This window comes from Rahnella sp. P4_A8, assembly GCF_056402435.1.
Genome location: NZ_JBFUHK010000015.1, coordinates 1 through 24,989 on the forward strand (window position 1 = coordinate 1; position 24,989 = coordinate 24,989).

The following is a 24,989-nucleotide window of genomic DNA, read 5'->3' on the forward strand; positions in this document are numbered from 1 at the left end:
GGGCAGTAGAGTGTTTTTACAGCATCAACCGTTTGGGGGAGTTTGGGCAACTGAGCAAGGTGTTGTTGATGTTTATTACGTTTAAATTTTGACAACATCACAGTGCGCTTCTTCTCTCTTCATGTAATGGCTTTAGCGGCACAAGCAGACAGTGGTAACCGCACAATCGGTCGATAATACCATTAGTCCTGCCCCATGTGCGCATCTTTTGCCTGTTCATGGCGCAGGCTCGCGGCTTTCTGCTGCGAAATCCGGGTCTTTTCCAGTGCCAGTGAGAGGTTCACAATGCCGTCCTGGATCTGAATATCGACGTCGAATTCGAGTTTTCTGGCCAGCGTGATCATGCCACGGTTATTGGGCATCGTAATGCCGGTCAGACGTTGCAGGCCGTGCTCTGCCGCGTAATGGATCATCTTATCAAGCAGCCGCCTTCCGAGCCCCAGACCTTTCAGATCCGACCGCACCAGTACCGAGAATTCAGCATCAATATTATCCGGATCCGAGACCGCCCGGGTGACGCCAATAATTTCACTTTCATCATTCACAGTACGAATGGCGACGAACGCCATTTCACGGTCGTAGTCGATCTGTGTCATGTTCGCTAAATCTTCATGGGTGAACTCATTGATCTCACTGAAGTAGCGGTAATACAGGTCTTCCTTAGTGACTTTCAGGATAAATGCTTTAAGCAGCGGCTCATCTTCCGGAAGGATTGGCCGGAACAATGCCGGTGATCCGTCTTTCAGTATAACGCGCTCTTCCAACTCGCGCGGATAAGGGCGAATCGCCAGTCGTGACGGTGCCTCTGCTCCCTGTGCACAAAGCTGCATGGACACATCCAGCAGGCTGAGCTCACTGCCGGAAATCAGCAGAGGATGGATATCCAGCCGTTCGATCTCCGGGCAGTCGATAATCAGGTTCGACACATTCACCAGCAACTGACTCAGCGCCGGTATATCAAGAGGATGCAGGGCATGGCGACCACGAATTTTGCCACTCTTCAGCGCCTGAACTATCTGATAACGTGCAAGCGTCATGTTCAGCGGCGGCAGGGAAATCGCCGCCTGTCTTTCAGGTCGCCAGTCGGTACCGCCTTCGGCCAGCATGATCAGCGGGCCGAATACCGGATCCTGTTCGACCACCACGCGCAATTCTTGTGAGCCTGGCCGGTTGGCCATGGTTTGCACCAGCAGCCCCAGAATTCTCGCCTGCGGAAACGCCTGTCTGGCACGGTCAAAAATGGCATTCGCCGCCTGCGCGACTTCGCTGGCGGTACGCAGATATAACATCACGCCCTGTACTTCAGAATTATGCGGGATGTCAGGGGAGCGTAATTTCAGCGCCACCGGATAACCCACCTGGCTGGCGATATTCACCGCTTCTGCGCTGTCGCTGGCAATCCACGTCGGCAGCACATTCATGCCGTACGCCTGCAAAATCGGGCGTACCTCATGTGTATCCAGCTGTGTCGTGCCTTCCGCCAGTGTGCGGGCGATCAACTGATGCACCTGATCAGTGTTCTGCTCGAGGTCGGCCGGAAGTGCCGGTGTTTCTTTCAGCTGCTTTTGGTTCCGGCGATATTCCACCATATGCATAAACGCCGTCACCGTTCCTTCCGGTGTCCGGTAAGTCGGGATCCCGGCTTCGGTGAATAACTTGCGGGCTTCCTGCGAGGAAAACTCGCCGCACCAGTTGGTTAGCAGCGTGATGTATTTGCCACGCGAATGCTTATGCACAGCATCGATCAGATGGCTGGCGGTCACCGTACCGTGTGCGACGGCGCTGGGGGCGTGGATCACCAGCAGCGCATCGTAATCAGTGCTGTCCAGCAGGGTGGTCATCACAGCCTGATACAGCTGCGGTGTGGCGTCATCATGCAAATCCAGCGGATTCGAGACGGCAATATTGTCAGGCAGAATGGCACTCAGTTTTTGGCAGGTTTCATCGCTCAGTTTCGCCAGTTTGCCGTTACGCGAAAGCAACTGATCCAGCGCCATCGCGGCAGGAGCGGCACCGTTACTGATGATAAACAAACGCTCACCGCGTAACGGGCGCATATGGCTCAGCGTTTCAACGGCGGAAAACAGCTCGTGCGTATCCTGCACGCGCAGTAAACCGGCGCGCTGAATAGCCGCATCATAGGCGGCGTCGAGGCTAAGCGGGCTGTTGAGTAATTGCTGCGCCTGTCCGCTGCGACCACTTTTGATCACCAGAATCGGTTTATTGCGTGAGGCACTGCGGGAGGCAGAAAGAAAGCGCCGTGCATCGCTGATGTGTTCGAGATAGAGCAAAATAGCGCTGGTTTTACTGTCGCGGGCGAGGAAATCGAGCAGGTCATCGACATCAATATCCAGGCTGTCGCCCAGTGATACGAAATAGGAAAAGCCGACGGCACGCTGTTGCGCCCAGTCCAGAATCGTATTGGCGACCGCAGCCGATTGCGAAATAAACGCCAGCTTACCGGGCAGGATGGGCACCGGCGAAAAACTGGCGTTTAGTTTTTGCCACGGTGCAAGAATGCCCAGGCTGTTGGGTCCGAGCAGGCGCATCGAAAAGCGCTGGGCGCTGGTTTTGAGTTCAACGAATTGTTGTGGCTGTGAGGAAAGCACAATGACCGTCTTGCAGCCACGTTCGCCGAGCTGTTCGAGCAATGCAAGATTGCGGTCAGCGTGGGTACAGAGAATGGCGAGATCGGGCGACATCGGCAGGCTGGCGACATCCCGCCAGGTCAGTACGCCGCACACCGCGCGATAAGCGGGTGTAACCGGCAGCACCGGGCCATTGAATCCGCTGTCGAGCAGATTGCGCATCATCAGATATCCGGCCCGCCCCGGTTTATTGCTCGCGCCAATGACCGCGATAGATTCAGGTCGTAATAAGGCTTCCAGTCCGCGCTGACTCATAACGTCTCCGGTTCATCATGTTCCCATGATTCTAGAGGTTTTCTTCGTTCTTTGCTGTGAGCTGGTGCACCGGATGATGGGGTTTTCCGGCCAGATACTGGGTGCGGAAATGGGTAAAGTGGCGTGAGAGGCCCGCTGAAGCATCGAGATCACCGGCTTTTTCCAGCAGGGCGGCGGCCACTTCCACGGTGCAATGCAGTTCCGGGCGCGAGGCTTCCCGAAGGATATAGCCGGAGCTGGCGCTTACATCGAGAGAGAAAACCGGCAAATTATCCAGATATGGGCTTTTGCGGAACATTTTGCGCGCTTCGTTCCAGGTGCCGTCGAGCATAATGAATAAAGGCGGTTTGCTGCCCGCCGGAACTTCGGTAAACACCTGACGCGGCGGTTCGGCGAAAGAGGCGGGAAACACCACATAAGCCTGACGCTGCGGGTCCGCAATTGCTTCCAGCAGAGCCGGATCGGTTTGCGTGCGTGACCACAAAAACGCCTGCGTATCCGGCAACACGTCCGCGATTAAGCGACCCGTATTGCTCGGTTTCATCGGCTCCGTGTCAAACATCACCAGACAAAAACGGCTGGTGGCCTGATGAATTTCGCGCGTGGCGCAGATGCAGTGGCGTTTGGGCAACAGGCAGGTCTGACAGCGTATCGCCCGTGAACCACGCGCAAGAAAAGGACGGGTGGATCGGGCTAAACGCTGCTCACGCAGGCGAAGGACGGCATTGTCTGACATAGGCATTCCGGTATGCGAAAAACGGCTATTCTAATCGCCCGGTGGTGGCAGGCAAGTGGCTTGTGTTCGGAACAGAAAAAGGCCCGTGCGGTGACGGGCCTTCAGCAGGGCTTTATAGCGGCTTATGCGTTACAATGATTCATTAAGCCAGTTGTTGAACGGTGCTTTAGGCATTGCTCCACTCAACATATCGACCATTTTGCCTTCATTAAACACCATAATGGTCGGAATACTGCGGATACGGAACCGCGCGCTCAGTTCAGGTTCAGCTTCGGTATTAACCTTGATGAAGCGGATTTTACCGGCGCGTTCCTGTGCAACGTCTTCAAAAATCGGCGCAAAGTTAACACAAGGGCCACACCACGGTGCCCAGAAATCGACAACCACCGGCAGATCATCCTGCAGGTATTTGTCCAGCGTGGCGGCAGTCGCGTGAATGACATCGCCTTCAAAAAGTGCATGACCGCAACGGCCGCATTTTGCGCCGTCGTCGATACGATCCTCAGGCAGGCGGTTGGTGGCCTGACATGATGAACAAACCGTATTCATAAAATAGCCTCTACATTGCTTAACGTGAGAATGGTATCAACCACAACCCCGGTTTTATCCTTAAAAGCGGTAAAGAACACGGCTGATATGTTACTTATATGTTGTAAGTATGGGGTCGATACGTCACGTAAACAACGTGGTTTATTCAATGATTACGATAGTTTTTAGCTTTTGGTCCAAAGCCTGTGGCTTAGCTCACAGACATCAGGTAATCTTCGCGCCCTGCGCGTAGGTGGAGAGAAAAATGAACGATTCATTCAGTGGCAAGAACGGCAAAGTCAAAGTGATGTACGTCCGCAGTGATGACGACGGCGATAACCGCAATAACGATAAACGTCCTTCTAACAATAAAGGACGTCCGGGCGATAAACCTCGCCAGGGTTCCCGTCCAGACGATGCCCGCCGCAATGAGCGTCGCAGCAGCGATTCCCGTGGCGATTCCCGCGGACCGGCACCACGCCGTGGTGATGATCGCCCGCGTCGTCCGGCGCGTGACGACGACGGCCCGTACTCTTCGCCGTGGAAAACAATTTCACGTCCGCCGGCAGATGAATCTGTTCCGGATCACGGCGGTATCAGCGGTAAAAGCTTTATCGATCCTGAACAACTGCGTCGTCAGCGTCAGGAAGAAACCCGTGTGTATGGCGAAAACGCCTGTCAGGCACTGTTTGCCAGCCGTCCGGACGCGATTGTGCGTGCATGGTTTGTGCAGTCCGTGACTCCGCGTTTCCGCGAAGCGCTGCGCTGGATGGCGGCGAACCGCAAAGCCTACCATGTGGTTGAAGATGACGAACTGGCGAAAGCCTCCGGCACCGAACACCACGGCGGCGTGTGCTTCCTGATCAAAAAACGTCAGGGTCTGGATGCAGAAACGTATCTGCAAACGGCTCCGGCGAAGGACTGTGTGCTGGCGCTGGAAAACGTCGGTAACCCGCACAACCTCGGCGGTATCATGCGTTCTTGTGCGCATTTTGGTATCAACGGGATGATGGTTCAGGATCCGGCCCAGCTGGAATCTGGCGCAGCAGTCCGTACGGCAGAAGGCGGCGCGGAACACGTTAAAGCCATCAGCGCGGATAACTTCCTTGAAGTGCTGGAAACCTTCCGTAAAGCGGGATACACCATCGTGACCACGTCGAGCCATAAAGGTACGGCGCTGGGCAAAGCGCAGTTACCGGCCAAAATGGTGCTGGTGCTGGGCGAAGAAAGTGATGGTTTATCTGACAGCGCATGGCAGCAGGGCGACCTGAGCGTGTCTATCGGCGGTACCGGTAAAGTGGAAAGCCTCAACGTTTCCGTGGCATCCGGTATTTTGCTGGCAGAATGGTGGCGTCAGAACCAGGCGTAATCGCCCGGTTTCAGCCATAAAAAACGGACGCATAAGGCGTCCGTTTTGCTTTCTGACATTCAGGGTTTATCTGAATCAGTGCGCACCACCCGCGCCACCGCCACTGGTGAATGGCGGTCGGGCGAACCAGATTAAAATCAGCAACACCAGGAACGCCCCGCCGGATAACCAGAAAATCTCGTTGGCAGAGATAATTAATCCCTGATTGGTGATCTCCCGCGCTATCCATCCTGAAGCCTGCTGGTGGCTCATACCGAGACCTTCGAGCTGCTGATAAGTCTGCGTCGCAGCCGGATTATACGGCGTGATGTTTTCCGTTAACTGGGCGTGATGCAGCGATTCACGGTTCGACCATAACGTGGTGGTGATTGACGTACCAATCGACCCCGCCAGTGTACGGATAAAGTTCGACAGACTCGATGCCGCCGCCATCCGTTCCGGCGGTAATCCCGACAGAATAATGGTGGTCAGCGGCATGAAGAAGCAACCCACCGCGAAGCCCTGAATAAACTGCGGCCAGGCGGATGCGCCAAAATCCATCCCCGGTTCGAACGTATACGCACGCCAGAAGAAGCAGTAGGCATACATGATAAAGCTGAAGGTCACCAGCTTTCGCATATCCAGACGGTGCGCGAAACGCCCGATAATCGGCGACATCAGTACCGGCAAAATACCCACCGGCGCGGACGCCAGACCGGCCCAGGTGGCGGTATACCCGTAAACCTCCTGCAACAGCTGCGGCAGCAACACAATCGCGCCGAAGTAGAGCATGTAGGCCAGGCTGATACACAGCACGCCGATGGTAAAGTTTCGCGATTTAAACAGTGACAAGTCGACGATCGGATGGTCGTCGGTCAGTTCCCAGACCACAAGGAAACAGAGCGCGACCACCGCCACGACCGCCAGCACGATAATTTCCGTCGAGTTAAACCAGTCGAGTTCTTTACCCCGGTCGAGCATCACCTGCAAGGCACCGATACCCAGCACCAGCAGCACTAATCCCACACTGTCGATCGGACGGATCTGCGTGGCGGTTTCGCGTCCCTTCAGCGTTCTGAGCGTCAGGAACACCACGGCCAGACCGATCGGCACGTTAATAAAGAAGATCCATCCCCAGTGATAGTTATCACTGATATACCCGCCGAGGATCGGCCCGCAAATCGGGGCGACGATCACCGTCATCGACCAGAGCGCGAGCGCGGTACTCCGCTTGGCCGGTGGATAGTTATTCAGTAACAGACTTTGTGATAACGGGATCAGCGGACCTGCCACCACGCCCTGCAACACACGGAAGAAGATCAGCATTTCCAGACTGTTGGACATCCCGCACAACCATGAAGCGAGGGCGAACAGTACTGTGGACCACAGGAACAGTTTGACCTCACCGATGCGTTTTGCCAGCCAGCCGGTGATCGGGATCGAGATGGCATTCGCCACCCCGAATGAGGTGATAACCCAGGTACCCTGTGAGTTCGAGGCACCCAGATTCCCGGCGATGGTCGGGATCGCCACGTTGGCGATCGTCGAGTCCAGCACCTGCATAAAGGTGGCCATAGACAAAGCCACCGTCATCCAGGCCAGCGGGGCGCCTACCAGCGGTTTATTTGCCACAGAGGCCTCCGGATGTTTTAGCCTGCATTGGCATGAATAACGTCAGCAATAATGGCGTTAACCGGTGCCAGATTCAGCGTCAGGGCTGAAGTCTGATACAACGGTTCGGTACGGACTTTATCGGCCAGCACCAGGCCATCGCGATTCTGAGTATCAACCGTTACCAGTGTCGATAAACCGATACGCAGCGGATGTTCAGCCACTTCCTGATCGTTAAGTTCGATACGAACCGGCAGACGCTGAACCACTTTGATCCAGTTGCCGGTGGCATTTTGCGCAGGTAACAGCGAGAACGCGCCGCCGGTGCCCATGTCCATACCGACGACTTTGCCGTGGTATTTCACGTCATCGCCATACATATCGCTGACCACGGTTGCCACCTGACCAATACGCATATTCGCCAGCTGGGTTTCTTTAAAGTTGGCATCAACCCAGATGTGATGCGCTGGCACCACGGCCATCAGGGACGTTGTCGGGCTGATCTGCTGGCCGATTTGTACGGCACGGCGTGAAACGAAACCGTCAACAGGGCTGCGCACTTTAGTCCGTTGCAGGGCAAGCCATGCGTCACGAACCTGCGCGGCGGCCTGCAGAACTTGCGGCTGTTTATCGACCGGCGTATCCAGAATCATCGCCTGATTGGCGTTGTACTGCTGAACGGCGACATCGTATTGCGCTTTCGCGGTATCGACGGCGTCACGGGCGTGTTGCAGTTCTTCGCGGCCAATGGCATCGACATTACCCAGCACAATGCGGCGCTTAAGGTCAGTCTGTGCCTGTTGCAGTTGGGTCTGACGCAGCGCGATATTGGCCTGATATTGCTTGCCGTTGATGATCAACTGATGCGTCTGACGCACGCTGTTCGCCAGCGCCGTTTTAGAGCGCTCGAAAGCCTGCTCTGCATCGGTCGGATCGAGGGTCACCAGCACGTCGCCTTTTTTCACAAAGTCGGTGCTGTCGAAGTTGACGTCGGTCACGCTGCCCGACACCTGCGCCATAATCTGTACCTGATTACCGGCCACGTAAGCATCGTCGGTAGACTGGAAATGACGTAATACCAGCAGCCAGTAGAACAGGTAGGCGATGGCAATAATGATGAAAATTCCGGTTAACAAGAGCATCGCGACTTTGCGCGTCTTTTTCTTATTTTTCGGAGCTTGCGGCGTTGCCTGAGTGTCGGCATTTGCGCTCATGGTCTTCTCCACACTGAGTCTTTTATTATGATTTTTGGTCCGCGGCAGGGGCCTGATAGCCACCCCCAAGCGCACGGATGAGACTGATTTTTGCCTGCATCAACTGACTGCTGGCAGTGAGTTGCGCCTGCTGTTGTTGCAGGAGCGCTGACTGGCTGGTTAACAGCTCATCCCGTCCGATGACGCCAGCGTTGTATCTTGCATCTGAAACGCGATACACCTCTTCCAGCGATTTAGCGGCAGAAGACGCCTGCTGCAATTGTTCAACGCTGCTTTTCGAGACAGTAATGGCATCCGCAGTTTGCTGGATGGCGTTCAGGATGGTCTGGTTATACGACTCAACAGACTGGTCATATAACGCGGACTCTTCGCCCAGTTTGGAGCGCAGCGCACCGGCGTGGAAAATTGGCAGCGAAATGGCTGGCGCGATATTCCAGGCTTTACTGGCTGCTTCAAAAAGATTCGGGCTGGTGCCGCCGTAGTTGGTGGTTGTCAGACCGCCGAAGGCACTGATGGAAAGGCTTGGATAAAATTCTTTTTTCGCGGCACTGACCCGCTGGGAATAGGACTCCACCAGATCACGTTGTGCAGCGATGTCCGGGCGTTTGCCGAGTAAATCCAGCGTCAGTTCCCCTTTCGGTGCCAGCGTGTCAGGCGACGGCAATGCCACGGCGTGCAGCCCGTTCATGGCATCCGGGCCACGTCCGGCCAGCGCGGAAAGCTGATGTCTTAGCTGTTCGGTTTGCGCTTTCAGATTGATGATTTGCTGTTTGGCACTGTCGGCCTGAGCCTGGGTTTGTTGCGGAATTTCAACACCGTACACGCCTGCCTGATATTGCGCTTTACGCAAATCAGCCAGATGCTGATTATTGTCCACTTCGTGTTGCAGAACATCCTGCAAGGCAAGATCTGCCTGCAACTGATAATAGGCTGACGCCACCGAACTGGTCAGCGTCAGAGCGGCTTCAGCCTGTTCAGCACGGGCGGAATCCACCTGTGCTTTCGCGGCATTCACCTGATTGCGGTATTTCCCCCACCAGTCAAACTCATAGCTCAGATTCAGCCCGAGGCTGTTGCTGCTGTCGTAAATTGGCGCTTCGGGATAACTGGTCAAAAACGGCGGGATCGTGTTTTTTGCGACACGTTCACGACGCGTTGAACCGTTCAAATCCAGATAAGGGCCATTGGCGGCATCAGCTTCTCCCATCACACTTTGCGCTTCGCGCACGCGGGCGGCTGCCTGACGTAATGATGGCGAGTTTTGCAACGTCGTAGTCATCAGATTATCGAGTTGCGGGTCATTAAGACTGCGCCACCACTGAGGACCGATGGTCAGGGAACTGACTTTTTCCTGCTGCAGATGAAGCTGTTGCGTATCCAGCAGCGACGACTGAGGAGCAATATTATTACTGGAGGCGCAGCCGGCCAACGTCAAAACGGCAAACAGCGGCGTAAGCCTCCAGCGAGCTTGGAGTGACATGTGTGGTTTACCTGAACAGAAATCTAGAATTGTTGTGGTGCTGTCGCATCCATCTGATCAAGGCGAGTTAACAGTTTGCGCGTCAGGGTTTCTAACTGCTTCTGTTCATCTGCGTCTAATGTCGACCAGAGAAAATGCAGGCTCTTATGTTGAGGCGGCAGTAACTTCTGAATAAAGGCTTCACCGTCAGCCGTCAGGTGCAAATGCAGACACCGGCGGTCGTTATCGCTTTCACGGCGTTCGATCCATCCGCGTTTTTCCAACTCATCCGCAATACGGGTGGCGTTGGTACGGGATGAACCTAGCGCAGAGCTTAGCTCCGAAGGCTGAATGCTGTGACTTTCCTGCGCATCAAGGGTGAGTAACGCCATAAACAGCGTTTCATTAATTCCTTGTGCTTTCAGCATCTTATTACGGTTTTCAAGCAATTTACTTTGCATGTGCATACACAGGCGGGTCAGCAGAATTTCCTGATAAGGGAAATCTTTTTGCTTTTTAGCCCGGAAATTCAACATGTTTTCAATTGGCGCGAACGAACTGTCCATATGAGAAGCCTCATTAGTTACGAATGACATAGTAACGATGGTAATTAATAATATCAATGTCATGAATCACCAATTCTTTAGCAATTAGTGTTATTCATAACTCCGGTGAATTATTCGATGTTTAATGTATCAGGCAGACTTTGCCCGGGTGTTGCCTTACGGTAAAAATGGTCCTCAGCTTGCCAGCAGCATCACCTTGAACACCAGTCCGTACACTACGGCACCGGTCAGGGTGGCAATAATGATGCTTTTGGTGCGCCAGAAAATCAGTGCGAGCAGAACGAAACCGGCCAGTGACGGCAGCAGTTTTTGTTGATCGCGCAGAATTTCAGGGGTGCCTGAAACCACCAGCAGCGCGCAAATTGACGCGATACCAATGCTGTCGAGCACGCGGGAGAGCGGGCCATTTTTCAGTCCCGATTTCTGCCGCGAACCCAGGCGCAGAGGCAGATACCGGAACAGGTAATTGACCGTGCCGACGAGCAGACAAACCAGAATGACATCAGTGCTCATCTGAGGTTATCTCCGTGGCAGAAGGGGATTGAGGACGTTGCAGCAGGGCGGCAAGACACCCTGCGCCCAGACCACCGCCTATGGCAGCGGGGATCGACCAGAACAGCAGCCCGCCAAGCGCACCGGCCAGTGAGGCGACAAACACTATGCTCTGCTGGCGCTTAAAAGCAGCGAGCAGGAAACTCAGAAACAGCGCCGGTAACATAAATCCCAGCGCGGCTTCGACGGCCGGGAAATTTTCCAGCGGACCATTACCAAACAGTGCACCCACGGCGGTGCCCGATACCCACGACAGCCACGATGACAGCGCAATGCCGCACATCCAGTTTTCACTCCAGCTGCGTTTATCACGGATCAGCCTGGCGGTGGCGGCAGCGAACACTTCGTCCGTCAGGCCGAATGCCCAGAGCGCCGTTTTTTTACCATTGAGCTTTCCCGCCAGGCGATTGCGCAGCGACGGGCCGTACAGCACGTGCCGGACATCCATCGCCATCACGGTCAGGGCGGAAACCCACAACGACATTCCTGCACTGAGCAGCGCGGTGATCACAAACTGGCTGGCGCCAGCGTAGATAAGAATGGAAAACAGCAGACTTTCAGCGGGAGTGAAACCTAGTTTGACCGCGCTGAGCCCGAATGCAAAAGCAATGGGCAGATAACCAATCACGATAGGAAGGCTATCGGTAATACCTTGTGCGAAAGTGGAAACGCGGACGGGGTCAGGTGCTTCGAGATCTGGATTGGTTTGCATGGATATTTGAAACATTGTGAAACCGGATGGTTGCCAGCGAATAATTCATGGCGTAAACATTACCAGACTGTAAGTATTGTTGACACCCTTTGGTTCAAATAAATTTCCCAAATGACTATTCGCAAGCTAATCAGGAGGGGTGATGATTCCCGCCTGATGTAGTTTCGTACGTTATCAGGCCAGTGTGTACTTATGACCCTTCCACCAGACCAGTAAATTCAGTATACACATGACGATGCCTGCTGCTGAGACCCCGTACCAGCCTGCCGCCTGATAGGCTGAAGCCGACACCAGTGAACCTGCCGCACCCCCGATAAAGTACGTCGTCATGTAACCCGCCGTCAGGCGGTTACGCGCTTCCGGCATCGTTTTATAGATAACACTTTGGTTGGTGATGTGTACGCCCTGAACCGAAAGGTCCAAAACGATGATACCGATAATCAGCGAAATCACCGAGTGTTGTCCCAGGGCAATCGCAGCCCATGACAGTAACAGCAGCACCAGCCCGGCGGTCGTGGTCAGATGCGCTTTGCCTTTATCCGCCAGATTCCCTGCACGGGTGGCCGCCAGTGCCCCCGCCGCCCCCACCAGACCAAACAGGCCGATTACCCCTTCGGAATAGTGATACGCCGGGCCAGCCAGCAGGAACGCCATCGACGTCCACAAAATGCTGAAGTTGGCGAAGCAGAACATGCCGATCAGCGCGCGGGTACGTAACACCGGCGTGTGGATGAACAGCGTAAAAATGGATTTCAGCAGTTGCGGATAATTCAGATCCGTTTTTTGCTGATGTTTCGGCAGCTTGCGCCACAGCACCAGCGCCATCACGATCATCAGCGCACTGGCAACCCAGTACACCGTCCGCCAGCCGCCCAGCGACGCCAGCGCACCAGCGACGGTTCGCGCCAGCAGAATACCCAGCAGCAAGCCAGACATAATCAGTCCGACCACTTTACCGCGACGCTCCGGTTCCGCCAGTGTGGCGGCCAGCGGCACCAGAATCTGCGCCACGACCGAGAACAGTCCTGTCAGCGCCGTCCCGACCAGCATGACGGTCAGCGTGGGCGCCATGGCGGTGATCAGCAGTCCGGCGGCGGAAAGCAGCGTCATCAGCACGATTAAACCGCGACGCTCAAACATATCGCCCAGCGGCACGATAAACATCAACCCACAGGCGTAACCGAGCTGCGCCACCGTCACAATAAACCCGGCCTGATTGACGGAAAGATTAAAAGCGCGGGCGATGGTTTCCAGCAACGGTTGCGGATAATAGTTACTGGCGACGGCAAGCCCGGTGGCCACCGCCATCAGAATAATCAGTGCCGGGCTGAGTGGGGAATGTGTGGTCGTTTTTTTCATAATGAGATTTAACAGATCTTATTGAAGAATCAGGGGAAATTCGGATGATGATTATCGTTTTGGTTGAAATATTAAACCAATGAATAGTTTTAATGGCAACTATTTGGTTTTGTAATAGACACAGTGGCAAGGTAGTCGCCAGCAGGAGGGTTTCCTGCTGTCAGATTGTCAGGTCAGCAATTCTTTACGTGCGGCCATCGCCAGAAAATGGCTGCGGTCGCGATATGACGGATGATTTTTAACTTTATTATCAATGCGTTTGATCAGGGTGTCAGGCAGCGAAATATTGATTCGATGCGCTTTCCCTTCGAATTCCGAGAGATCAATATCAATCAAAAACCAGGTATCGAAGTCGGCATATTCGGGATTAGCGGCATACACCAAATGGCCTGCATCAAAAATATCGTCAACAACAAAGCGTTCGCTTTCGATCAAATCTTCTACTGTCATCAGGATGGCTTCGCGAACCATAGGGGCGATTTCTTCACGGGTATCCGCTGCAGAGAAGCATCCGTAATCAAACGCGGTAAATGCAGGTACCACCATACCGTAAGCGGTTTTGTCATCTTTTGGTGTTTCAAGACCGACTGAAAAGAACATATTCAACCTCCAGTTGCAGGATCATATCCCTGCCATTTTTCTAATGGATTTGAGAGTTCCCACAGGTAAATCATTTTTGGGGTGGGGAACGGGAAAGGTTTTGTTGGTGACAGGTGACCACCAAATTTGATGACTTCCTCCCCGGTGACGCTTGAGTTCACAACCCGCTGCAAGCAGCGCTTTAATCAATTCCGTTGATTTCATGGGCTCTCCTTGGTGATGGATGATTATACACACCAATACACACACCAGCAATCACCCACAAAAAAACGGGCGGAGATCTCTCTCCGCCCGCTGGCCTTACTGAGTCTGTGACTGCGTTATTTCGCCGCAGCAGCCGCTTCTTTTACCCAGCCATCAAATTCTTCCTGATGGGCTTTGATCCAGCCGTCGGTCTGTGCAGCGATATCCGCATCTGAATTTTTACCCGCGTGCATCGCGGCGTTCTGCGCATTGATGTCTTTCAGAGGCAGTTTCATGATGGCAAACAGTTTTGCTGCCGCCGGGTTTTTCTCAGCCCAGGCTTTGTTCGCCACGATGTGCATAGTGCTCACCGGGAAACCGTAGTTTTTGCCATTTGGCAGTTTGGTATCGGCGTTTTTATCCCCTGGCACCACGGAGAACGGTACCTGCATCCACAGCACGTCTTTGCCCGGGATCAGCACATTGCTCACCCAGTACGGCGTCCAGGTGTAATAGAAGATCGGTTTACCTTCTTTGTAACGCGTGATGGTGTCAGCGATCATCGCAGAGTAGTTACCCTGATTGTGCGTCACGGTCGGTTCAAGACCATAGGCTTTCAGCTGTTCATTCAGCGCCGCTTCGCAGCCCCAGCCCGGTGTACAACCGGTCAGATCGGCTTTGCCGTCGCCGTTGGTATCAAACAGTTTGGCCAGTTTCGGGTCTTTCAGCTGTTCGATATTAGTGATGTGGTATTTCTCAGCGGTTTTCTTATCGATCAGCCAGCCCTGTGCCGCGCCGGTCACGTAAGTCCCTTCACGGTAAAACACTTTGTCGCCACCGGCGGCTTTGTACATTTCATCATGCAGTGGCGACCAGTTGACGGCGGTGAAAGTGGCATCACCGGCAGCCAGGGTGGTGTAGCCGACGTTGTAATCGACCTCGCGGGTTGGCTGAACGTCATAGCCCAGTTTCTCCAGCGCCTTGCTGACCAGTTCTGTCTGAAAAGACTCTTCGCTGATGGTGCTCTGAACGGGTGTCACGCTGATGCCTTTACCCGGCAGATCGGCGGCGAATGTGGTGGCTGTTGCAAATGTGGTGAGGGCGGCAACTGCCCAGATTCCTGTCTTTTTCATAAATTCCTCGATTTTTATAATGCGTTATTTTGCTGCGGCGGCAGCTTCTTTGATCCAGCCATCGAAGGTCGCCTGATGCGCCTTGATCCAGCCATCAACATGCTGCTGGATATCTTCTGATGAGGATTCACCTTCATGCATCCGCAGGTTCTGCGCATTCACGTCGGCCAGTGGCAGTTTCATGATGGCGAACAGTTTCGCGGCCGCCGGGTTTTTCTCAGCCCAGGCTTTGTTCGCCACGATGTGTTCGTTATTGACCGGGAAACCGTAGTTCTTGCCGTTCGGCAGCGTGGTATCGAGATCTTTCTGCGAACCCGGATTGGCCGAGAACGGCACAGTCAGCCAGACCACGTCTTTGCCCGGTTTCATCTCGTTGCTGACCCAGTACGGCGTCCAGGTGAAGTACAACACTGGCTTACCGGATTTAAACCGGGTGAGGGTGTCAGCGATAATCGCCGAATAGTTCCCCTCGTTTTGCGTCACGGTATTGCTCAGACCGTAGGCTTTGATTTGGGTGTTGATCACCTGGCCGCAGACCCAGCCTGGATTACAACCCGCCATATCCGCTTTGCCGTCGCCGTCAGCGTCAAAGAGTTTGGCGATCTTCGGATCTTTCAGCTGTGACAAATCGTGGATGTGATATTTGTCGGCGGTTTTTTTATCGATCAGATAACCCTGCGCTGCGCCGCTGATGTAGGTGCCCTGACGGTAGAATTTCTGGTCGCCACCGGCTGTGTTATACATGTCTTTTTGCAGCGGCTCCCAGTTCACCGCCATGTAGGTAGAATCGCCGCTGGCGATGGCGGTATACGCCACGTTGTAATCCACTTCGCCGGTTTGCTGAACGTCATAGCCCAGTTTTTCCAGCGCGCGGTTAACCAGTTCTGTCTGGAAGGCTTCTTCCGCGATGGTACTTTGCAACGGTTTAACGACCACGCCTTTGCCCGGTAAATCGGCAGCGAAAGCAGCGGGAGTTGCCATGGATACTGCGAGGATGAGTGCTTTGATCTGTGTTTTATTCTGAGTTGTGCGCATGGTGAACCCTTATTCTTGCTGTTGAATACGTAAGAGTGGACTGCGTTTTTTTAGCTTTTTGAGAGTTCCCGGCAGCGAGCCGCCGGGAAAAATGCAGTGTGTGAATCAGGCTTTCTTCGTGAAAGGCTTCATCACCAGACCGACAGGACCGCGGGTGAACCAGCGGTGACCGCCTTTACTGCGGCTGTCGCGTCCCATCGACTGGGTGAGACGGTCGAGGATAATAGCGAGAATAACGATACCCGCACCACCGACTGACGCCAGACCCATATCCAGACGACCAATACCGCGCAGTACCATCTGACCCAGACCACCGACGGCGATCATCGAGGCGATAACCACCATCGACAGCGCCAGCATCAGCGTCTGGTTAATACCGGCCATGATGGTCGGCATCGCCAGCGGCAACTGAACTTTAAACAGCAGCTGACGCGGGCTGGAACCAAAGGATTTCGCGGCTTCGATCAAGTCTTCCGGCACCTGATTGATACCCAGAATGGTCAGACGCACCACCGGCGGCAGGGCGAAGATAATCGTTACCACTACGCCCGGCACGTTACCGATACCAAACAGCATCACGATCGGCACCAGATAGACGAACGCCGGTGTGGTCTGCATGGCATCAAGCAGCGGCCTGATAATTTTCGCCGCCTTCTGGCTGCGCGCCAGCCATATCCCGAGCGGCAGGCCGATCAGAATACAGAAGAACAGCGAGGTCAGAACCAGCGCCAGCGTCACCATTGCCTGTGACCAGGCACCGATTGCGCCAATCAACACCAGCGAAACCAGCGTGGCAGCACCCATGCCGAAACCGGCCATCTGCCAGGCGAGCAGGGCGAAGACCAGGATCGCAATCGGCGCTGGCAGGGATTCCAGACCATGCTGGAAACCGCTCAGGACGAAATCGACCGGAACACGGATCCCCTGAAATACCGGGCGGAAGTTACCGACCAGCCAGTCGATCCCCTCCGTCACCCAGCGGTCGAGCGGGATCAGCGTACTGTGAAACGGATCGAGAATATTAAAATGCTGATGCTGTTCCGGGGCGACGCTCAGCCAGTCGTTGGTCTGTGCGGCGGCATGGTGCGTCGCGTCTGGTGTGCTGGTTGCGGCATCGCTGCTGCCGCCCCACGGATCACTGCTGCCTGCATCGGCTGGCGCGGCATTGGCGGCGGCGTCAGCTTGTGGCGCGACACCGCCACTGGCGTTATCGGCACTCCACGGATCCACGGAAGGATCGAGAGCCTGGGCCTGAGCGGCCTGCGCGTGCTGTGTAATGGTGTTCGTTATGGTTGAAGTGCTCATTCGTTACCCCCTTCTTTGTCCAGAGCCTGAAGCAGCATGGCTTTGGAAATAATGCCGATATAGTTATTGTCCTCATTGACGACCGGCACAGCGCAAGGCGCGGCGGCGACATGGGAAATCAGTTCGCTGAGCGGCATGTCTGCCTGCACGGCTGCCGGAGATTCCAGCAAGGCGCTTTCCAGCGACTGATTGGTTTTGAGCGCGGTTTTCAGGGATTCAATCGACACCACGCCAATGAATTTCTGTCCACGTTCAAGTACATAACCATATTCGCGGTCTTCATCTTCGAGCAGCTTGAGAGCGGCACGTGGACCAAAACCGGGGGTTTTACGAATAAGCGCGCCACGGCGGCGGGCAATGTCTTTGGCACTGAAGACCTGACTGATATCCACACCACGGAAGAACGTGCGCACATAGTCGTTGGCCGGATTATTAAGAATGTCTTCCGGCGTGCCGACCTGTACCACTTCGCCGCCCTGCATAATGGCGATGCGGTCGCCAATACGCATGGCTTCGTCCAGATCATGAGAAATGAACACAATGGTGCGCTGATGCTGAGCCTGCAGCTTCACCAGTTCATCCTGCATTTCGGTACGAATTAACGGGTCAAGTGCAGAGAAGGCTTCATCCATGAGCAGAATGTCAGGGTTGTTGGCCATAGCACGCGCTAAACCGACACGCTGGCGCATCCCGCCTGACAATTCATCCGGATAAGAGTTGGCATAGTTTTCCAGCCCGACCTGACGCAGCGCGTCAAGCGCTTTGGTATTGCGCTCTTCGACCGGCACACCAGCCAGCTCCATACCAAACGCGGTGTTATTCAACACGGTCAGGTGTGGCATCAGCGCAAAGGACTGAAATACCATACTGATTTTACTGCGGCGCACCTGGCGCAATTTTGCTTCTGAGATTTTGGCGATGTCTTCGCCGTCGATCAGGACTTCGCCACGGGTGGGCTCTATCAGACGATTGAGAAGGCGTACCATGGTGGATTTACCGGAACCGGATAACCCCATGATGACGAAAATCTCGCCTTCTTCAATGGCCAGACTGGCATTCTTAACGCCAAGTGAAAGACCGGTTTTCTCAAAAATCTCTTCTTTACCCTTGCCTGCATCAATCATCTTGAAAGCGCGATCCGGGTTTTCGCCAAATACCTTATAAAGATTCTTTACTTCGATTTTAATTGCCATGCAATGTGCATTCCTTGGATATAAATAGCCGTATCGGCTCGATGTCTAATTTTTGTGTTGGACCGTATAGGATTTTGCCTGTAACGAAATAGTGAACGCGTTATACCCTAACACATCGAAATTCTGAGACAAGTCTCAATGTTTCCGATGAATATTCATGATTGGGTTTCTGGTTACGTATTTATCTGTATTTGCGGTGTTTAATTTCGGTAAATTCAAACTGACAATTAATGACAATTTATCCCGCCAGAGCACTTTGGGTTTTTGCCTAATTTCACGACGGATGCTTTCGCTAAAAATATAAGTAATTTATTGATTTTATGAGATTTGTTGTCTTTTTTATTTGTGTGATTTTAGAACGGAGTTATTGAGGTATTTCCCTGAAGTTAATGCGTTTTATGAGGAGGGGATTTGCAAGGGTAAATAGAGATTTGAGCTTTGCGTGAAAGCCGTGAATTTACCGCTTGTCTGAAAGATGACTACGTAATGAAATAATCACCTGAACAGGCGGGGTATGCGGGAAATTCGCCGGTGATGACACCGGCAGGGAGGGGGAAGTTCTTCACGCAAAACGGCCGGAATTCGGCCTCAGGATACGGATTTTTCTTCGTCTGCTATTTTGCGATACAGACGTCTCGGATGACCGATATTTCCGTACTGCATCTCGACGCCGATAAAGCCAATTTCCACGCAATATTCCAGATAGCGGCGACCGGTCGTTTTGCTGATCCCAACCTCTTCAACCACCTGTTCCACCGACCAGCTGACGTCGGGTTTCGCCGTGAAAACCCGCTGAACCAGTTCGAGCGTATTCGGCTCGATGCCTTTGGCAGAAGGGGCTGCCGGTGTATCGCTGGCGGGCAGATTGAACAACTTATCCAGGGCCCGCTGATCGACCACTTTCACATTACGCAGCGTTTGCACCAGTTGCATAAAGCGCTCGAGTGAACTGCGCAGACGATGGAACGACACCGGCTTGATGATGTAATCGAACGCGCCGCTGCGCATGGCCTGGCTACAGGTTTGCATATCGCTGGCAGCGGTAATGAAAATCACCGAGCAATCGAAGCTTTTCAGCAACGGGCTGTCGATCAGATCGACACCCTGACCATCCGGCAAATAGTTATCGAGTAAGATCAGACGCGGCTGATGCAGGCGCAGCAGAGAACGCGTCTGCTCCAGTGTGGCCGCAATGCCGACGACGCGCAGGTTGAAATTTTGCTCGATAAAATCACGATGCAGACCAGCCAGATGTGGCTCATCTTCCACAATCACGACATCGAGTGCGCTGCTGTTATTCATGGTTCTGTCCTGTTAACGCTTCTGCCGGATACGGGATAAAGACTGAAAATATTGTACCTTGCGGCGTGTTGTCTGAGATTTCGATGCTGCCACCCGCCTGACGGACATAACCGGCCACCAGATACAGGCCGATACCGTGTTCTGCACCCGTGGCGTCCTGCCCGCTGGAGGGCTTGCTGGTGACGCCTTGTTCAAACAGGTGCGGCTTGAGTGCATCTTCCACGCCGCTGCCCTGATCGGCGACTTCAATCAGCAGTTCCCGGTTCCGGTCGGAAATATACAATTCGACCGGTGCCGGGGGCGTCAGTGCTTTCAGTGTGGCGTCCACGGCGTTATCCAGCAAATTACCAATCACTGACATCAGTTCGGTTTCACTGATGGCTGCCGGTATGCGGGTGAGCTGACAGGCGGGATCGAAACTCAGCTCGACACCTTTTTCGCGTGCACTGACGTATTTCCCCAGCAGCAGGCCACAAAGTGCTGGCGAGGTAAAGCGTGCTGAGACGAAATCCAGCACGGCCTGCGCGCCTTCCGACTGTGCCTGAATATAGCGCATTGCATCGTCGTAACGCTGCATTTGCAGCAAGCCCGCCAGCGTCGCAGTCCAGTTCAGTTGTTCATGGCGCATAATGCGAAGGTTATCGGCGTAGCGCTTCACCTGACTCAGCTGGCTGCTCAGCGTATTAATGTCATTTTTATCGCGGAAACTGAATACCCAGCCACTTTCTGCACCGGGTTCAAGTTCGATGGGTACGCGGTTGACGATCACCTGTCTCTGATTGAGTACCGTAATCTGATCATGCTGACTGTTGTTTTCACTGACACCACGTTGCGTAAAGAACGTGGGCGGCGTCTGAAGCACCTCCGCCAGCGGTTTACCCAGTAGCTCGTTTTCGGGCTGGCGGATATCCAGTAACTCGCGTGCGGCCCGGTTAATTGAAATCAGTTGCCTTTCGGCGTTGATCGCAAATACGCCCTCATACATGGCTTCCAGCAACGCTTTTTGCTGGCGGACCAGCAGGGCAATATCTTTGGGTTCCAGCCAGAACATCTGTTTTTTAACGTTGCGGGTGAACATCCATGAAAAAATAAACAGCAGTAATAAAAGCAGTAAACCGTATAAACCGGCCTGCGCCAGACGGCGGCCATTAATATTATCGATGTAAGAGGTGAGATAACCGACCGAGACAATGCCGATCACCTGATTACTGGCATCCAGAATCGGGGCTTTGCTGCGCAATGAAACGCCGATGCCGCCCTGACGTACGGAAATAATGGTTTTACCGGCCAGCACACCGGCGTTATCACCGCCAATCATCGGCAGGTCTATGCGCTCCGGAGATTCGGAATGATAAAGATGCAGCTCGCGGGTATCGCCGATAACGATATAACTGGCGTCACTTTTATCGCGTAATGGCTGGATTAGTTTCGCGATGCCGGGGATATCGCGGGCCTGTACCTTCTGCGCCAGCCCCGGCATCAGAGCGATCTCGCTGGCCTGAACCCGTGCACGCTGGCCCAGATCATGATGTAACTGACGGTCAATAATATGAAATAAAATAGCCCCCAGCAGTGCCAGCAACACGCAGGAAAATACCACCAGAGATAAAAAGAGTTTTACCTGAAAAGGTAACCTGAATTTCATACGACCTGCTGCACGGCGAACCTGAGATATACATTCAATAAGCCTATCACGGCGAAATGTGAGTCGTAATCGCAGAGAAGCGGAGTTGTGAACAGAAGATTAAAATAATGATTATTTCACACAGTAATAACAGGGTTAATAGCGGGATTTACTACTAATCTTATAATCCTTATAAATCAGGGTGCATTAACACCATAAACACCATAACAACCTTTATCCCTGCGGTTTTAATTTGAACAACCTCACACCCGGCTGACCGCCTGTTTTCATATGCTCAGACCATCAATAAGAAAAGTCTTCAGAAGAAAGAGGCAATGTCATGAGCACAACCGACGATTCCTACATCGCTGTCAAAGAAACGAAAACCTCCGGCCTCTCGGCCAGACAAAAATGGTGGCACATTCTTGATCACTACAAGATAGGCATTATCCCGCTGCCCTTTTTCCTGCTGGCGGGCGTGCTGATCCTGCTCGATTGCCTGAATGGCAAGTTGCCGAGTGACATCGTGGTGATGGTCGCCACGCTGGCCTTCTTCGGTTTTGCCTGTGGCGAGTTGGGTAAACGCTTACCTGTGGTGGGTAAACTGGGGGCCGCGGCGATTTGTGCCACTTTTATTCCTTCGGCGATGGTGCATTACGGCCTGCTGCCGGATGTTGTTGTTGATTCCACGGTCAAATTCTATAAATCCACCAATATTCTCTACCTTTATATCTGCTGCATTATTGTCGGCAGCATCATGAGCATGAACCGTCAGGTGCTGATCCAGGGCTTTATGCGTATTTTCGTACCGATGCTGTGCGGCGAAGTGGTCGGCATGATTGCCGGTATGGCGATGGGCACTGTTTTAGGTTTACCGCCAATGCAAACCTTCTTCTTCCTGATCCTGCCGATCATGGCTGGCGGTGTCGGAGAAGGTGCGATCCCGCTGTCGATGGGTTACGCGACCATCCTGCATATGGAGCAGGGCGTGGCGCTTGGGCGCATTCTGCCGATTGTTATGCTCGGTGGCCTGACGGCCATTGTGCTGGCGGGCGTGCTGAACCAGCTCGGTAAACGTTATCCGCATCTTACCGGCGAAGGCCAACTGATGCCGTCGAAAAAAGGCCAGATGGGCAGTGGCACCGATGAATTTGAGGGCAATCCGGGCGTCAACGCGCTGGCCTGTGGTGCGCTGCTGGCCATCCTGCTGTACATGGTCGGGATGCTCGGCCAGAAATGGATCGGCCTGCCAGCGCCGGTCGGCATGCTGTTTGCGGCGGTGCTGGTGAAACTGGCGAACGGCGTTTCGCCGACTATTCAGCACGGCTCGATGACGGTGTATAAATTCTTCCGCACTGCCGTGACCTATCCGGTGCTGTTCGCGGTGGGTGTCGCGATCACGCCCTGGCAGGAACTGATCAACGCTTTCACCCTGCAGAACCTGCTGGTGATTGTGACCACGGTGCTGGCGCTGGTCGGCACCGGTTTTTATGTGGGTAAGAAAATTGGCATGCACCCTATCGATGTGGCGATTGTTTCCTGCTGCCAGAGCGGGCAGGGCGGCACGGGCGACGTGGCGATTCTGACCTCCGGCAACCGCATGACGCTGATGCCTTTCGCGCAAATCGCTACCCGTATCGGGGGAGCTATCAACGTTTCTGTCGGCCTGTTTGTTCTGGCGAAGTTCTTCTCATAACACCTTCACCCACCCCTTCAGCCTAAGGGGTGGGTTTTCCTGAGAAAAAATCCCCAGTCCAATTTTGGACTCAATTCAACCTGCTTATTTATTGTCCTGCGGTTATTATTTGCGCACTCAGAGACGAGTCACCCGCCCCGTGAGCAGGTTCCCACGTAAGGAAGAGCACTATTTTTTGACGAAAGAATCCACGCATGTTCCGTATTAAATCGCTTGTTTCTGCCTTACTGCTTCTCGTTACCGGTTTGTTTAGCATCCACTCCTTTGCTTTTGATATGCCTAAAGAATTTGAGTCTATGGACACCTACAAATTTTTCCATAGCGAACTTTTTAATGGAAAAGGGTCCACCGTGACTGCGGTCAATACGGGCAACTCAGACAATATTAAAAGCGCCCTGCTGGCGGAATATCCGCGCTGGAAGGGGACGCATTACCGCTGGGGGGGCACCACCCACAAAGGCGTGGACTGCTCGTCGCTGATGCAGCATCTGTTTAATGATTCCCTGCAAACACGCCTGCCAAGAACCACCTTTCAGCAAATCAGGAACGGCAGAAAAGTGAGTAAAAATAATCTGAAACCGGGAGATTTAGTGTTTTTCAAAACGTCGCCGGGCGATCGTCATGTCGGCGTGTATGTCGGGGATCATCAGTTCATTCATGCCTCGAAAATTGAAGGCGTCACTATTTCATCACTGGATAATCAGTATTGGGTTGATCATTACGAAACCGCACGTCGTTTAGAACTGATGAGCTAAAAAAAAGGCGGATCCTTTCAGGAGATCCGCCCGTTTGTTTTGGATGGTTATTTATCTGACGAAGCCTGCCAAAGATTCAACTGACCATCCGCCACATGCTTATCAATCGCTGTCAGTTCTTCAGCGGTGAAGCGCAGATTATCCAGCGCTTTCACGTTTTCATCCAGTTGCTCAGGGCGGCTGGCACCAATCAGCACCGACGTCACGCGATCGTCTTTCAGCAGCCAGCTCAGCGCCATCTGCGCCATGGTCTGTCCGCGCTGCTGCGCCATCTCATTGAGCAACCGCAGGCTGTTCAGGTTATCTTCTGACAGCATTTGGGCGTTCAGCCCGCGCACCTTATTCCCTTCCACCTGCATGCGCGAGCCGTCAGGGATGCCGTTGAGATACTTGCCGGTCAGCAACCCCTGCGCCAGCGGCGTAAAGGCGATGCAACCTGCGCCATTTTGGTCCAGCGTATCCAGCAAACCACTCTTATCCACCCAGCGGTTCAGCAGATTGTATGACGGCTGATGGATCAGCAGCGGTACTTTCAGCTCACGCAGTAACTCCGCCATGATCTGGGTACGTTCCGGCGAGTAAGAGGAGATCCCGACATACAATGCCTTACCGCTTTGCACCGCATAAGCCAGCGCCGCTGCGGTTTCTTCCATCGGCGTTTCTTCATCCACCCGGTGCGAATAGAAGATATCGACGTAATCCAGCCCCATGCGTTGCAGGCTCTGATCGAGGCTGGCCAGCAGATATTTGCGCGAGCCGCCGGAACCGTACGGTCCTGGCCACATGTCGTAACCGGCTTTGGTGGAGATGATCAGTTCATCGCGATATGGCGCGAAATCCTGCTTCAGCAAACGGCCAAAATTTTCTTCCGCAGAGCCCGGAGGCGGGCCGTAGTTATTCGCCAGATCAAAATGGGTGATGCCTAAATCGAAGGCTTTTTGCAGCAATGCACGCTGGGATTCCAGCGGACTGACATGGCCGAAGCTGTGCCACAGGCCAAGAGAAAGGGCAGGGAGTTGTAAACCGCTCTGACCGCAACGGCGGAATTGCATGGTTTCGTAACGGGAGGATGAGGCTTGATAGGGCGTCATGATGTTTCCTTTTTCTGATCGCGTAGGGTTTTGAAACACTGTTTCTATACTAACGCTGAGAAAAATAACGGCAACATCCGTTTT

General features: G+C 53.7%; 22 protein-coding genes. 3 read left to right on the top strand and 19 right to left on the bottom strand.

The window, feature by feature from the left end; translation table 11 throughout:
- Positions 1-182: 182 nt before the first annotated feature.
- The 3 genes from AC1DUO_RS10365 to trxC all read right to left on the bottom strand — a co-directional run bounded on the left by AC1DUO_RS10365 (position 183) and on the right by trxC (position 4,188).
- Entirely contained in the window at positions 183-2,903 is a 2,721-nt protein-coding gene (locus AC1DUO_RS10365) for a bifunctional acetate--CoA ligase family protein/GNAT family N-acetyltransferase (protein ID WP_421589496.1), read from the bottom strand.
- 31 nt (positions 2,904-2,934) lie between these two features.
- Positions 2,935-3,639: a tRNA-uridine aminocarboxypropyltransferase gene (locus AC1DUO_RS10370; protein ID WP_013574073.1), complete on the bottom strand. Its 705-nt coding sequence runs from the start codon at positions 3,637-3,639 to the stop codon at positions 2,935-2,937.
- Positions 3,640-3,768: 129 nt separating this feature from the next.
- On the bottom strand, positions 3,769-4,188 hold the full coding sequence (gene trxC / locus AC1DUO_RS10375; RefSeq protein WP_013574074.1) for a thioredoxin TrxC: 420 nt from the start codon (positions 4,186-4,188) through the stop codon (positions 3,769-3,771).
- Between the two features lie 244 nt (positions 4,189-4,432).
- On the opposite strand from trxC, the gene AC1DUO_RS10380 reads away from it, so the two are divergent.
- On the top strand, positions 4,433-5,536 hold the full coding sequence (locus tag AC1DUO_RS10380; RefSeq protein WP_477987251.1) for a tRNA/rRNA methyltransferase: 1,104 nt from the start codon (positions 4,433-4,435) through the stop codon (positions 5,534-5,536).
- Positions 5,537-5,611: 75 nt separating this feature from the next.
- On the opposite strand, the gene emrB is transcribed toward AC1DUO_RS10380, so the two are convergent.
- The 15 genes from emrB to AC1DUO_RS10455 form a co-directional block, all read right to left on the bottom strand.
- Positions 5,612-7,147: a multidrug efflux MFS transporter permease subunit EmrB gene (gene emrB, locus AC1DUO_RS10385; protein ID WP_015689403.1), complete on the bottom strand. Its 1,536-nt coding sequence runs from the start codon at positions 7,145-7,147 to the stop codon at positions 5,612-5,614.
- A 17-nt stretch (positions 7,148-7,164) separates the two neighbouring features.
- A complete protein-coding gene (gene emrA / locus AC1DUO_RS10390; protein ID WP_477987253.1) occupies positions 7,165-8,340 on the bottom strand; it encodes a multidrug efflux MFS transporter periplasmic adaptor subunit EmrA in 1,176 nt (391 codons plus the stop codon).
- A gap of 25 nt (positions 8,341-8,365) precedes the next feature.
- The gene (locus tag AC1DUO_RS10395) at positions 8,366-9,820 is read right to left on the bottom strand and encodes an efflux transporter outer membrane subunit (RefSeq protein ID WP_126124629.1); all 1,455 of its coding nucleotides are present in this window, start codon (positions 9,818-9,820) and stop codon (positions 8,366-8,368) included.
- Between the two features lie 23 nt (positions 9,821-9,843).
- Positions 9,844-10,365 carry a transcriptional repressor MprA gene (gene mprA / locus AC1DUO_RS10400; RefSeq protein WP_013574079.1) on the bottom strand — a complete coding sequence of 174 codons (522 nt, stop codon included), beginning with the start codon at positions 10,363-10,365 and terminating at the stop codon, positions 9,844-9,846.
- A gap of 174 nt (positions 10,366-10,539) precedes the next feature.
- Positions 10,540-10,878 (bottom strand): L-valine transporter subunit YgaH, encoded by a 339-nt coding sequence (gene ygaH / locus AC1DUO_RS10405; RefSeq protein WP_013574080.1) that lies wholly within the window; start codon positions 10,876-10,878, stop codon positions 10,540-10,542.
- The gene (locus AC1DUO_RS10410; protein WP_013574081.1) at positions 10,868-11,629 is read right to left on the bottom strand and encodes an AzlC family ABC transporter permease; all 762 of its coding nucleotides are present in this window, start codon (positions 11,627-11,629) and stop codon (positions 10,868-10,870) included. Before AC1DUO_RS10410 ends, ygaH begins: the two co-directional genes overlap by 11 nt.
- Positions 11,630-11,803: 174 nt before the next feature.
- Entirely contained in the window at positions 11,804-12,988 is a 1,185-nt protein-coding gene (locus tag AC1DUO_RS10415; RefSeq protein WP_013574082.1) for an MFS transporter, read from the bottom strand.
- A 168-nt stretch (positions 12,989-13,156) separates the two neighbouring features.
- The gene (locus tag AC1DUO_RS10420; protein WP_013574083.1) at positions 13,157-13,588 is read right to left on the bottom strand and encodes a type II toxin-antitoxin system HicB family antitoxin; all 432 of its coding nucleotides are present in this window, start codon (positions 13,586-13,588) and stop codon (positions 13,157-13,159) included.
- A gap of 21 nt (positions 13,589-13,609) precedes the next feature.
- Positions 13,610-13,792, bottom strand: coding sequence for a type II toxin-antitoxin system HicA family toxin (locus AC1DUO_RS10425; protein WP_013574084.1), 183 nt, complete (start codon positions 13,790-13,792; stop codon positions 13,610-13,612).
- Between the two features lie 116 nt (positions 13,793-13,908).
- On the bottom strand, positions 13,909-14,904 hold the full coding sequence (gene proX / locus AC1DUO_RS10430) for a glycine betaine/L-proline ABC transporter substrate-binding protein ProX (protein WP_013574085.1): 996 nt from the start codon (positions 14,902-14,904) through the stop codon (positions 13,909-13,911).
- Positions 14,905-14,928: 24 nt separating this feature from the next.
- The gene (gene proX, locus AC1DUO_RS10435) at positions 14,929-15,939 is read right to left on the bottom strand and encodes a glycine betaine/L-proline ABC transporter substrate-binding protein ProX (protein ID WP_112152327.1); all 1,011 of its coding nucleotides are present in this window, start codon (positions 15,937-15,939) and stop codon (positions 14,929-14,931) included.
- A gap of 105 nt (positions 15,940-16,044) precedes the next feature.
- Entirely contained in the window at positions 16,045-17,244 is a 1,200-nt protein-coding gene (gene proW / locus AC1DUO_RS10440; protein ID WP_119261266.1) for a glycine betaine/L-proline ABC transporter permease ProW, read from the bottom strand.
- A complete protein-coding gene (gene proV / locus AC1DUO_RS10445) occupies positions 17,241-18,437 on the bottom strand; it encodes a glycine betaine/L-proline ABC transporter ATP-binding protein ProV (protein WP_013574088.1) in 1,197 nt (398 codons plus the stop codon). Before proV ends, proW begins: the two co-directional genes overlap by 4 nt.
- Before the next feature lie 588 nt (positions 18,438-19,025).
- On the bottom strand, positions 19,026-19,739 hold the full coding sequence (locus AC1DUO_RS10450) for a response regulator (RefSeq protein ID WP_112152328.1): 714 nt from the start codon (positions 19,737-19,739) through the stop codon (positions 19,026-19,028).
- Complete coding sequence (locus AC1DUO_RS10455; RefSeq protein ID WP_119261267.1) at positions 19,732-21,384, bottom strand: ATP-binding protein; 1,653 nt, start codon at positions 21,382-21,384, stop codon at positions 19,732-19,734. Before AC1DUO_RS10455 ends, AC1DUO_RS10450 begins: the two co-directional genes overlap by 8 nt.
- Positions 21,385-21,703: 319 nt before the next feature.
- Between AC1DUO_RS10455 and AC1DUO_RS10460 the strand changes: the two genes are divergently transcribed.
- The gene (locus tag AC1DUO_RS10460; protein ID WP_013574091.1) at positions 21,704-23,059 is read left to right on the top strand and encodes a 2-hydroxycarboxylate transporter family protein; all 1,356 of its coding nucleotides are present in this window, start codon (positions 21,704-21,706) and stop codon (positions 23,057-23,059) included.
- 296 nt (positions 23,060-23,355) lie between these two features.
- Complete coding sequence (locus AC1DUO_RS10465) at positions 23,356-23,814, top strand: C40 family peptidase (protein ID WP_223510322.1); 459 nt, start codon at positions 23,356-23,358, stop codon at positions 23,812-23,814.
- A 47-nt stretch (positions 23,815-23,861) separates the two neighbouring features.
- Here the strand turns inward: AC1DUO_RS10465 and mgrA are convergent, their stop codons facing one another.
- On the bottom strand, positions 23,862-24,905 hold the full coding sequence (mgrA, locus tag AC1DUO_RS10470; protein ID WP_013574093.1) for an L-glyceraldehyde 3-phosphate reductase: 1,044 nt from the start codon (positions 24,903-24,905) through the stop codon (positions 23,862-23,864).
- Positions 24,906-24,989: the final 84 nt, after the last annotated feature.

Excerpts from the sequence above, each read along its gene's own strand:
- mgrA (WP_013574093.1), bottom strand. The coding sequence starts at position 24,905 with ATGACGCCCTATCAAGCCTCATCCTCCCGTTACGAAACCATGCAATTC.
- ygaH (WP_013574080.1), bottom strand. The coding sequence starts at position 10,878 with ATGAGCACTGATGTCATTCTGGTTTGTCTGCTCGTCGGCACGGTCAAT.
- AC1DUO_RS10425 (WP_013574084.1), bottom strand. The coding sequence starts at position 13,792 with ATGAAATCAACGGAATTGATTAAAGCGCTGCTTGCAGCGGGTTGTGAA.
- emrA (WP_477987253.1), bottom strand. The coding sequence starts at position 8,340 with ATGAGCGCAAATGCCGACACTCAGGCAACGCCGCAAGCTCCGAAAAAT.
- proX (WP_013574085.1), bottom strand. The coding sequence starts at position 14,904 with ATGAAAAAGACAGGAATCTGGGCAGTTGCCGCCCTCACCACATTTGCA.
- mprA (WP_013574079.1), bottom strand. The coding sequence starts at position 10,365 with ATGGACAGTTCGTTCGCGCCAATTGAAAACATGTTGAATTTCCGGGCT.
- AC1DUO_RS10450 (WP_112152328.1), bottom strand. The coding sequence starts at position 19,739 with ATGAATAACAGCAGCGCACTCGATGTCGTGATTGTGGAAGATGAGCCA.
- proX (WP_112152327.1), bottom strand. The coding sequence starts at position 15,939 with ATGCGCACAACTCAGAATAAAACACAGATCAAAGCACTCATCCTCGCA.
- AC1DUO_RS10395 (WP_126124629.1), bottom strand. The coding sequence starts at position 9,820 with ATGTCACTCCAAGCTCGCTGGAGGCTTACGCCGCTGTTTGCCGTTTTG.
- AC1DUO_RS10415 (WP_013574082.1), bottom strand. The coding sequence starts at position 12,988 with ATGAAAAAAACGACCACACATTCCCCACTCAGCCCGGCACTGATTATT.
- AC1DUO_RS10365 (WP_421589496.1), bottom strand. The coding sequence starts at position 2,903 with ATGAGTCAGCGCGGACTGGAAGCCTTATTACGACCTGAATCTATCGCG.
- proW (WP_119261266.1), bottom strand. The coding sequence starts at position 17,244 with ATGAGCACTTCAACCATAACGAACACCATTACACAGCACGCGCAGGCC.
- AC1DUO_RS10370 (WP_013574073.1), bottom strand. The coding sequence starts at position 3,639 with ATGTCAGACAATGCCGTCCTTCGCCTGCGTGAGCAGCGTTTAGCCCGA.
- proV (WP_013574088.1), bottom strand. The coding sequence starts at position 18,437 with ATGGCAATTAAAATCGAAGTAAAGAATCTTTATAAGGTATTTGGCGAA.
- AC1DUO_RS10380 (WP_477987251.1), top strand. The coding sequence starts at position 4,433 with ATGAACGATTCATTCAGTGGCAAGAACGGCAAAGTCAAAGTGATGTAC.
- AC1DUO_RS10420 (WP_013574083.1), bottom strand. The coding sequence starts at position 13,588 with ATGTTCTTTTCAGTCGGTCTTGAAACACCAAAAGATGACAAAACCGCT.
- AC1DUO_RS10410 (WP_013574081.1), bottom strand. The coding sequence starts at position 11,629 with ATGCAAACCAATCCAGATCTCGAAGCACCTGACCCCGTCCGCGTTTCC.
- AC1DUO_RS10455 (WP_119261267.1), bottom strand. The coding sequence starts at position 21,384 with ATGAAATTCAGGTTACCTTTTCAGGTAAAACTCTTTTTATCTCTGGTG.
- trxC (WP_013574074.1), bottom strand. The coding sequence starts at position 4,188 with ATGAATACGGTTTGTTCATCATGTCAGGCCACCAACCGCCTGCCTGAG.
- AC1DUO_RS10460 (WP_013574091.1), top strand. The coding sequence starts at position 21,704 with ATGAGCACAACCGACGATTCCTACATCGCTGTCAAAGAAACGAAAACC.
- AC1DUO_RS10465 (WP_223510322.1), top strand. The coding sequence starts at position 23,356 with ATGGACACCTACAAATTTTTCCATAGCGAACTTTTTAATGGAAAAGGG.